Annotated in this window: 9 protein-coding genes and 1 pseudogene; 5 read left to right on the forward strand and 5 right to left on the reverse strand. The window is 68.4% G+C overall.

All coding sequences use genetic code 11. The features are described from left to right. The 3 genes and pseudogenes from MRY84_RS09385 to MRY84_RS09395 form a co-directional block, all read left to right on the forward strand. Positions 1–555 (forward strand): annotated as a pseudogene (locus tag MRY84_RS09385) (GTPase); the annotation flags it as partial. A gap of 186 nt (positions 556–741) precedes the next feature. Further along, complete coding sequence (locus MRY84_RS09390) at positions 742–2052, forward strand: SPOR domain-containing protein (RefSeq protein ID WP_291505464.1); 1311 nt, start codon at positions 742–744, stop codon at positions 2050–2052. Between the two features lie 158 nt (positions 2053–2210). Then, positions 2211–2969, forward strand: a complete 759-nt coding sequence (locus MRY84_RS09395; RefSeq protein WP_291505465.1) for an SGNH/GDSL hydrolase family protein — start codon at positions 2211–2213, stop codon at positions 2967–2969. 20 nt (positions 2970–2989) lie between these two features. On the opposite strand, the gene MRY84_RS09400 is transcribed toward MRY84_RS09395, so the two are convergent. Together MRY84_RS09400 and MRY84_RS09405 are read right to left on the reverse strand one after the other, a co-directional pair. Then, positions 2990–3778 carry an alpha/beta hydrolase gene (locus MRY84_RS09400; protein WP_291505466.1) on the reverse strand — a complete coding sequence of 263 codons (789 nt, stop codon included), beginning with the start codon at positions 3776–3778 and terminating at the stop codon, positions 2990–2992. Positions 3779–3797: 19 nt separating this feature from the next. Beyond that, complete coding sequence (locus MRY84_RS09405) at positions 3798–4811, reverse strand: M14 family zinc carboxypeptidase (protein ID WP_291505467.1); 1014 nt, start codon at positions 4809–4811, stop codon at positions 3798–3800. A gap of 290 nt (positions 4812–5101) precedes the next feature. Here MRY84_RS09405 and MRY84_RS09410 point away from each other — a divergent pair, with 290 nt between their 5' ends. After that, positions 5102–5284 (forward strand): hypothetical protein, encoded by a 183-nt coding sequence (locus MRY84_RS09410; protein ID WP_291505468.1) that lies wholly within the window; start codon positions 5102–5104, stop codon positions 5282–5284. A 218-nt stretch (positions 5285–5502) separates the two neighbouring features. Then, positions 5503–5967, forward strand: a complete 465-nt coding sequence (locus tag MRY84_RS09415) for an HU family DNA-binding protein (RefSeq protein WP_291505469.1) — start codon at positions 5503–5505, stop codon at positions 5965–5967. Between the two features lie 152 nt (positions 5968–6119). On the opposite strand, the gene MRY84_RS09420 is transcribed toward MRY84_RS09415, so the two are convergent. From MRY84_RS09420 to MRY84_RS09430, 3 genes are all read right to left on the reverse strand, one after another. Continuing rightward, on the reverse strand, positions 6120–7919 hold the full coding sequence (locus MRY84_RS09420) for a feruloyl-CoA synthase (protein WP_291505470.1): 1800 nt from the start codon (positions 7917–7919) through the stop codon (positions 6120–6122). 146 nt (positions 7920–8065) lie between these two features. Then, positions 8066–9013, reverse strand: a complete 948-nt coding sequence (locus MRY84_RS09425; protein ID WP_291505471.1) for a 3-hydroxyacyl-CoA dehydrogenase NAD-binding domain-containing protein — start codon at positions 9011–9013, stop codon at positions 8066–8068. Positions 9014–9022: 9 nt separating this feature from the next. Further along, on the reverse strand, positions 9023–9258 hold a 236-nt coding region (locus MRY84_RS09430; RefSeq protein ID WP_291505472.1), incomplete at its 5' end, for a tripartite tricarboxylate transporter substrate-binding protein.

Consider the following 9258-nt stretch of genomic DNA (forward strand, 5'->3'; position numbering starts at 1 on the left):
ACGTCGGCGACGCAGCCGGCTTCCCAACGCCCCGGCCCGGCCGATGCCGAGCTGGACCAATCCATCCTCAACTACGCGCTGCTCAACGGCGCGCTGGAACTGCTGCCGCAGTCCTGGGCTTCCATGGCGATCATTCCGATGCAGGTGAAGATGGTGTATGGCATCGGCAAGGCCCACGGCGTGGAACTGGACCAGGGGCATATCAAGGAGTTCATAGCGGCGGCCGGCGTGGGCCTCACGTCGCAGTACCTGGAACAGTTTGGCCGCAAGTTGCTGGGCGGCTTGCTGGGCAAGGCGGCGGGCCGCACGATCGGCGGCCTGGGGGGCACGGCCACGGGCATGGCGTTCTCGTTCGCCACCACCTATGCCCTGGGGCAAGTCGCCAAGCGCTATTACGCGGGCGGCCGCGTGATGAGCACGGCCATGCTGCGCGAGACGTTTGAGGGGCTGCTGGGGCCCGCCAAGCAGATGCAGTCGCAGTACCTGCCGCAAATCCAGCAAAAGGCAGCCACCCTGGACGCCGCGAAGGTGATGGCCATGGTGCGGGGCGCCTGAGCCGCCGCCCCAAGCGCCAATAGCTATTATTTTGATAGCTATCAGCGCTTTATGGATAAGCGCCAGCGGCCTTTTTCATTCACACCCGCTCCGCGCGCATCCGGCTGACGCCGCGCGCCGGGCCGTTTGCGGCAGCGTGGCCGCGGGGCCGTAGGCCGGGCAGGCGGCCCGTGACAGAATCCGGGCATGCTCGACCACACGGATCCTGTCGCCTCCATCATTCCGGCCGCATCGCTGGATTCGCCGTCCGACAACGCCATGCGAGCGTTGACCAGGCTGGCGCTGGGCCCGGTGAACACCGACTACTACCTGGCCGTTTTCGATCGCTTCGACAACACCGGGCGCACCACCACCAGCTGGAACTGGGCCGCGTGCCTGAGCACCCTCAACTGGATGGTCTTCCGCCAGCTGTGGAGCGCTTCGCTGGTGTATCTGGCCGCTGCGGAAGGGCTGGCGCTGGTGGTGTACGCCCTCGGGCGATCGCTGCTGCACTGGCCGCTGGGCATTGAGCTGGGCGTGCTGGGCGCCTTTGCCATGCTCGCATTCGTGGTGCCCGGGCTGTATGGCAACGCCCTCCTCTATGCCGACATCCGCAAGCGCGTGGGACGGGCCCTGGCCGCCTCCCGCACGCTGCCCGAGGCTTGCGCCTCGCTGCAAAAGCAGGCCAGCACGCGCAAGCGGCTGCATGCCGTGGTGTGGGCCAACGGCGCGCTGCTGGCCGCAGCCGTGCTGGCCTACCTGCTGTGGCCGTCCTCGCCATCACCAGACGCCAGGCCGCTCGCCCTGGAGCCCGCCGTGACCGTGGCGCAGGCCACAGCCGCAGCGGCGTCGGCCGCTGCGTCGGGACGGGTGTCCGTGGCGCCCGAGCCGGAGGCGGGTACCGACGTGGCCACCGGCGCCCAGCCATCCGCATCCCAAGCCGCGCCCGCCGCACCGACCACGCCGGCGCCGGCATTGACGCCGGCCCCTTCTACCCCAGCTCTGTCCACGCCAGCGCCCGCGCCCATTGCAGCGCCCTCGCCGCCAGCGACCGCGCCGGCATCCGCTCCGGTGGTCGCTGCCGCCACGGCCGCGCCAGCCGACAAGAGCCCCGCCCCCTCCACCAAAAAGCCGACTTCGACCAGCACGCCCGCGGCAGAACCGGCCAGCCGTGCCGCCTCCAGCGCCAAGGCGAAGCCCAAGCCCGCGAAATCCCCTGCGGTAGCCGCCTCTGCCGCGACCGCTGCTGCCAGCGCGTCCTCAGCCCCCTTGCCGCTGGTCGGCACCGCTCCTGGCTACTACATCAACGTGGGCCTGTTCGCGGACGAGGCCAACGCGCGCAAGGCGCAGGCACGGCTGCTCAACGAAGGGCTGCCAGCATTCCGCCAGGAGCTGCAGAGTGCCAAGGGTCGCCGCATCCGTGTGCGCGTCGGCCCCTACAACAACCGGGCCGGCGCGGACGCGGCGGCCACATCCATCCGGGCGATGGGGCTCGAAGCCATCGTATTCAAGCAGTAGGCACCGCCGCACGGAGCTAAGGAGCCACGAAACCCACGGTGCTGAGACGACGGCACCGTCCTACGCCCGCCACTGCGGCGCACCGACGCGCCTGCCCGCAGGGCAGCGATAGCCTGTAGGGTCTTCACCGTTCCCCTTCGCGCATCTGCGCTTCGTCCATGACACGACTTCGCATTGGCCCACCCGCCGCTGCCTTCAAGCGCCGCGTGATCGCGATGGCAGCCCTGGGTGCGGGCATCTCCATGCTGGCGGGGTGCGCACCCTGGCGTATCTGGACAACCGCCAGCCTGGCGAACGAAGCCCGGCCCTACGCGGCACAGCCCGCGCAGCCCACCCGGCGCATCCTGGTCGTGGGCGACAGCACGGCTGTGGGCACCGGCGCCAGCGGCCCGCTTGCCAGCCTGCCTGGCCTTATCGGCCAACGGCACCCCGCATGGCACATCGACAACCTCGCCAGCAACGGCGCGCGGTATGCCGATGTGGCACAACAGCTGGAGCGCGCCGCCGCGGGCTACGACCTGGTACTGGTGCTCGCTGGCGGCAACGATGTGATCCGCTTCACCTCTGAGGCTGCGCTGCGCAGGCACATCACAGCCGTGGTGGACCTGGCCCGGCAAAAAGCCGCTCGGGTGGTGCTGATGCCTTGCGGCAACGTGGGGCATGCGCCGTTCTTCATGCCTCCACTGTCCTGGGTGATGTCCCGACGGTCCAACCGATTGCATGTCCTGGTGCAGGAGATCTCCGCCGCCCGCCATGCACACTATGTGCGTCTTCTCAAGCCGCGGGACGAAGACCCGTTTGTGGCGCGCCGCACAGAACTCCATGCCGCCGACGGGCTGCACCCCAGCGATGCGGGCTACCGGACATGGTGGCGTGAACTCGTGGCGCAGGGCGGGCTTGCCGGGCTGGACGGGTGACGGCAAACCCGTGACACCTCTCACACCGATGCACACATCTGCGTGGCGCTCACCCACTCAGCCACTTGCGCGATAACCCACTGCGGATCGTCCAGAGGCAAATCGTGCCCCGCCAGCGGATGCCAACGCACTGGCACCTGCCATGCCTGTGCAATCGCCTGCGAACACTTGCTGGAAACCAGCCTGTCGTTCTGGCTGGCCAGCAGCAGAAAGCGCGCCGACACCGGCGCCTCCCCGCGCGGAGGGGCCACGGGCGCGGTGTAGCGCGCGGCTGCCAGCAACTGACGCAGGGCGTTGAGGGTCGACACCGGCCTTCGCTTGCGAACTTCAACCCACTCATCCACCACCGGCCCGCGTGCGCGCACCAGGTTGCTCGTCATCTGCAGCACGGCACGTTCGATGGCTTGCGGGGTCGTCCACGGCAGCGCACAGCGCAGCACGGCCGGGTAACTGGCAGGCCGCAGCCGCTCATAAAACGGACTGAAAGGCCGCAGGCTGGTATTGACCAGCACGCAACGCGCCAGCTCGCCGGGCGCCACACGGGCCCATTCGACCGCAACCATCGCGCCCAGTGACATGGCCAGCATGCCGAAAGGCGGCCGCAAACCTTGCGCGGCCAGTTCGGCACGGCAGCATTCGACCATCCCGCGCACCGCGGCGGGCGACTGCTCGTGATGCCGCTGGCCGTTGCCCGGCAAATCAAGCGCCACCACGGGAGCGCCAGGTACGGCGCGCTCGAACGCCTGGGCGAAGCTTCCCCAGTGCGCACGTTCGCGCGTCAGGCCCCTGAGCAAGATCCACGGCTGCATTTTCAAGGCCCCGGGAGCTTCAGGAATACCACGCAGCCAAGGCCTGCGCGCGGTGGCGCGCACGGCATTCGGGCGGCGGCACCCAGCGGCGATGGCTGCACGCGGCGCGGGCCAGGAAGTCGAGCAGCGACAGATGCCGCCGCAGCACGCGTTGCTGGCGGTGGCTGATCAGCGGGTTGAAGATGCCATTGCGCGAGAACAGCTGGCGTGGGTTTTTCTTGACCCACAGCCACGATCCCATCTCCAGGGTCAGCGGCAGGAAGGTGTGGCCCGGCACCTCGCGGCAGGCTTGCAGGTACAGGTGGTCCCACAGGTCGCCATGGGCCAGGTATTGGGCGCTTTGCGGCTCGATGGTGTAGGGATGCTGGTTGTGGGCCTGCCAGAAGATCTCGTGCAGCGCATGCATCTCGGCCAGGTGCGCAAACGGCGTGCGCGTGTGCGCAAAGGGAAACCACAGACGGTCCCGCACCCCGAAGCCCGAATGGCAGTCGATGGCCATGCTGAACGGGCGTGCCAGCAGCTCTTGCGCCACCACCTCGCACAGGGCCTGGCTCTCTGTTTCCATCGCATCGCCCGCGCGCCCCCGGTACCAGGGCAGGCCCGCACTGATCCGCTGCCCGCCGATCCAAAGCGGCACGCGGTCGGTGGCTTCCACCGGCGCGTTGCGCATCAGGTCCACGCCGCGCGGATTGGCGCGCGTGGCAGCCCACATGCCACCCGGGTTGACCACGGGCATGAAAACCATGCGCATGTGCTCGAGCTGGTGGTGCAGCGTGGCGTCCCACCCCAGCCGCATGACGACATTCTGCAAATAGGCGATGACCACCTGGGCACCAATGCGCTCGAGCCCGTGCACGCCGCCAAAAAAACCCATGGCTGGCGCATCCGCAGCCGGGTTGCCCAGGCCGATGGCAAGGATGGGAAAGCTGGCATCCGGCGCGGCCTGCACCTGCCGCAGGACGCGCACCTGCAGATGTGGCGCGCCGAGCTCGATGATTTTTTCAAGCGCCAGCAACTCGGGCAGCGTATTCATGAAGAGGGCGCAGGAGACGATGGGAAGCCGGGCAACGCGGCGGGGTTGGCAGCCAGCATATCCGCCCCGCGAGCGCGGGAACAGCGCCCACGCAGGACTGTGCGAATTCAGCCAAACGACGCAAAACTGTCACACGGCAGCGCTACTGTCACCAGCGAACCCACTTACGAACAGGTGCACGATCATGCTCTGGAGATGGTTTGGATGGCAGCGTTGGCTGGATGAACTCTTCGATGCGCCGGGCTGGCCGAGCTTCGATTTGCCGCGCACCGATGGATGGATGCCCTGTGATGAAGCCACTGCGGCAACCGCTGCGCAGGACTGATCTGCGTCGCATGGCGCTGGCGTTCACCACGCTCGCGTGCGCGCTGGCCTGGGGCCTGGTGGAGCTGCTGGCGCTGCAGCGCCACCGCCTGCAAGGGCTGCACCGGGGCCGCCTTCGCCAGTTGCCACCACCGCCCCCGCAGCTCTGAAACGACAGCAACGCGGCACGACCACGCGGGCTGCGCGAGCCCGTCGCCCAATCCCTCAGCCACGTGCGGCGCACTGTTTTTGCGCCGTGCTGCACTGGCCCGCCGCACTGGCGGGTCTTTGCTTTTTGCGCAATCACGCGCGCCGCACCTAAAATTGCGCACCTTCCTTCCAGCGAGGGGAGGCAATGTGCAACTCTGAACAACGAAGAATCATCATCATGGCAACTGCAAAGAAGACTCCAGCGCCTGCAAAGAAGGCGGTCAAGACGGTAGCGGCACCTGCTGCTGCAAAGAAGGCGGCACCCGTCGCCAAGAAGGCTGCAGCACCCGCAGCGAAGAAGGCCGCTGCGCCTGCTGCCGTGGGCATCAAGCCGATCAAGGCCGCGTTCAACAAGACCACCCTGGTCGCACACCTGGCCGAACAGTCCGGCGTGGAACCCAAGGCCACCAAGGCCGTGCTGGCCGCACTCGAAGCCGCCATCCTCGGCTCCGTGCACAAGAAGGGCTCTGGCGAATTCACGCTGCCCGGCCTCATGAAGATCGGCCTGCAGCAGATCCCCGCCAAGAAGAAGCGTTTTGGCAAGGACCCGTTCACCGGTGAAGAGCGCTGGTTCCCCGCCAAGCCCGCCTCCGTCAAGATCAAGACCCGCGCGCTGAAGAAGCTGAAGGACGCCACGGTCTGATGGCTGTTGCGGCGGCGCGGGTTGTTGAACACATCGCCCGCGCACCAACGCCGAGGTCCGCACGCAAGCCCGCAGCCACGCGCTGCGGGCTTTTTTGTTTGGCGGAGCCGGCAGCGTGCAGCTGGCGCCCGAGGGCGTGAAGTGCGCAGGGATCAGGCCAGAACCACCCCGGCCCCTGCAGGGCTCGCGTAAAGCCGCTCCACTTCCGTGGCCCGGTGCGCAAGCACGGCGGCCTGGTTGAAGTAGCCCTTGTCGGTGATTTCCCCCTGGTCCGGGTTGGGTGCCGACGCCATGACCAGTGCGCGGGTCGGGCATTGCGATGAGCCGGCGCCGGCGTGGCGGCGAGCCTGCATCACGGCGCGCAGCGCGGCGTTCAGGCGGGGCAGGTCCGCTGCGCCGGCCGCAGACGGAAACACCAGCATGCCCACTTCGTCCCGGTTGTGGCCCGTGAGCACGATGTCCTGCACCAGCGGCGCCAGTTCGGACACCAGTGCCACGCGCAGCGTCCCCACCGACACCCAGCTGCCGCTGGAGAGCTTGAAATCCTCGGCCACCCGGCCGTTGAACACCACGCCCCGCTCCGGGCGAGCCGGGTCTACCAGGTAACCCGCGTCGCCAATGCGGTAGAAGCCCTCTTCGTCGAAGGCCGTCGCCGTCTCGGCCGGCGCGTTGCGGTAGCCCGGGAACACCGAGACCCCCTTGACCCGCATCTCCAGTTTGCTGCCGTTGGGCACGAGCTTGAGCGTGAGCCCGGGCAGCGGCGAACCAATGCATCCCGCACTCTCAAGCCCCCAATGCGCGCTCGTCACCGCTGGCGCCGTCTCGGTGGAACCCCACGAAGTGGTCAGCCACAGCGGCTGCGCAGGCCGCACGCGCGCCGCCACGGCCTGCAGCCGCTGCCACGTGGAGGGCGCCAGCGCCGCCGCCGCATAGAAAGCCAGCCGCATGCGCGAGAGGACATCGGCGGCCAGCGCCGCATCGGCTTCCAGGTGTGGCAGCAGCATATCGAAGCCGCGAGGCACGTTGAAGAGCATCGTCGGGCGCACGTCGCGCAGGTTGCGCACGGTCTTTTCAATGAGCCCCGGCGCGGGCCGGCCTTCATCGATGTAAAGCGTGCCACCGTGGCACAGCACCATGTGGAGGTTGTGGTTGCCACCGAACGTATGGCTCCAGGGCAGCCAGTCCACCAGCACAGGCTTTTCACGGGCCAGAAACCGCCAAGTCTGCGCAATCATCTGCTGGTTGGCGCAGAGCATGCGGTGGGTATTGATGACCACCTTGGGGTGGCCGGTCGAGCCCGAAGTCAGCAGGTATTTGGCGGGGTGGTCGGGTTCGATGCGTTCCAAAGCGGCGCGCACCGCCGGCGTCTCGCGGCCCGCCAGCAGCTGCGCGAAGGGCCGTGCCCCGGGCACCGCCTCGGCGCGCTGGCTGAAGACCTTCACGGCATCCGTCGCCCAGCCTTGCAGTGCGGCGCCATAGACCGAAGCGTCCGACGCGTAGACCAGCGAGGGCCCCAGCACCGCGAGCATGCGGTGCAGGCGGCCCGTGTCCTGCGAACGCGCGTAGGCACTCGACAGGGAACACGGCGTGATCCCCACATGCATGGCCGCGAGCATGAGCACCGCATGGTCCACCGCGTTGTCCGACAGGATGGCGATGGGCCGGCCTGCGGGCAGGTTCAGGTCCAGCAGCGACTGCGCGACGGCGCCGATGGCCTCGCGCAGCTCGCGGTAGGTCAGCGTGCGCCAATGCGCCGCGCCATCGCTGCGCTCGGCCAAAGCCAACGCCTCGGGTGTGTCGCGCGCCCAGCGTTCGATCCACTCGCCTACGCAGCGGGCGTAAGGGCCGAGCGCCTCGGGGGAGCGCAGGATGAATGCGCCGTCGCCCCGCGCCGTCAGCACAGCGCGGGGCGGTGCAATCTGGGTCTCGTCGTCAAGGAACGCGGGATGCATGGTGTTCGCCTCTCTTTTCAGTGATAGGCCGCCTTTTGGCGGGCGCAGCGGCGCCCAACCGCTGCGTGAACAAGGCAGCGACGGCACCGTGTGTTGCTGGGGCTCGCTTTTTTCGAGCTTTGGGCGGGGTGGCCCGGCAGATGGCGCTAGTCCAGCACGTCGCTGGCCTGCTTTACGCGCAGTAGCTGCGTCAACGCATCGTCCCGTGCGACTGCGAGCGCGGCGTTGGTGCATTCACCCCGCGCTTCCTCCACGCCCTGGGCCACGCGGCGACGCAGCTCGGGCGTGAGGGACGGCGCGCCCAGGTCCTGCCACCAGGCTTCGATCGGGCCGCCCAGATGGGCCAACAGGTGCTCCATGCCACCTTCGCCCCCTGAGAGGTGCAGATTCATGAAAGGCCCCATCAGGGCCCAGCGCAGGCCCGGCCCGTGGGCAATGGCCGTGTCGATGTCAGCCACGCTCGCCACCCCTTGGTCCACCAGATGGAACGCCTCCCGCCACAGCGCCGCCTGCAGGCGGTTGGCGATGTGGCCCGTGATTTCGCGGCGCACATGGATGGGACGCTTGCCGATGGCGGCGTAGAAGGCCATTGCCTGGGCGACGGCCTCTGGCGACGTCCTCTCACCTCCGCAGACTTCCACGAGCGGGATGAGGTGCACCGGGCTGAACGGGTGCCCCAGCACCACGCGCTGCGGACGCTTGCAGCGCGCCTGCAGCTCCGTCACCGGCAGGCCTGACGAGCTGGACGCGAGCAGCGCACGCGGCGGCGCGGCCGCATCCATCCGGGCGAACAGATCCGCCTTGATGTCCAGCCGCTCGGGCCCGCTTTCCTGCACAAAATCCGCGTGGACCAACGCATCCTCCAGCGCGGCATGGAAGCGGAGCCGATCCTGGCTGGCACCCGGCGTGAGCGCCCCCTGCCGCTGCAGCACGGTCCAGTGCCGGGCCACAGCCTGACGCAAGCGCTGTTCGGCGCCTGCAGCAGGATCGGTGGCCTCCACATTCAGGCCGCGCGCCAGAAAGTACGCCGCCCAGCTGGCGCCGATGACGCCCGTCGCCACCACCGCCACACGTTTCACGCCTGCGACCTCCATGGCAATGCCTCAGGACTCTGCGGTGAATCCGATCTTCTTGACCAGCGGCCCCCAGCGCTCGGCTTCGGCCTGCTGCGATGCCGCCATCTCGGCCGCCGTGGAACCCTTGGCGATAAGGCCCACCACAGCCAGGCTGTCGATCACGGACTTCTCCTTGATCGGGGCGTTGACGGCGGCTTTGGCCGGGGCCACGACACTGGCCGGGGTCTTGGCGGGCGCATAGAAGCCAAACCACTCCTCCGTGG

The sequence above is a fragment of the Acidovorax sp. genome (genome assembly GCF_022763525.1).
Taxonomy (GTDB): Bacteria; Pseudomonadota; Gammaproteobacteria; order Burkholderiales; family Burkholderiaceae_C; genus Acidovorax.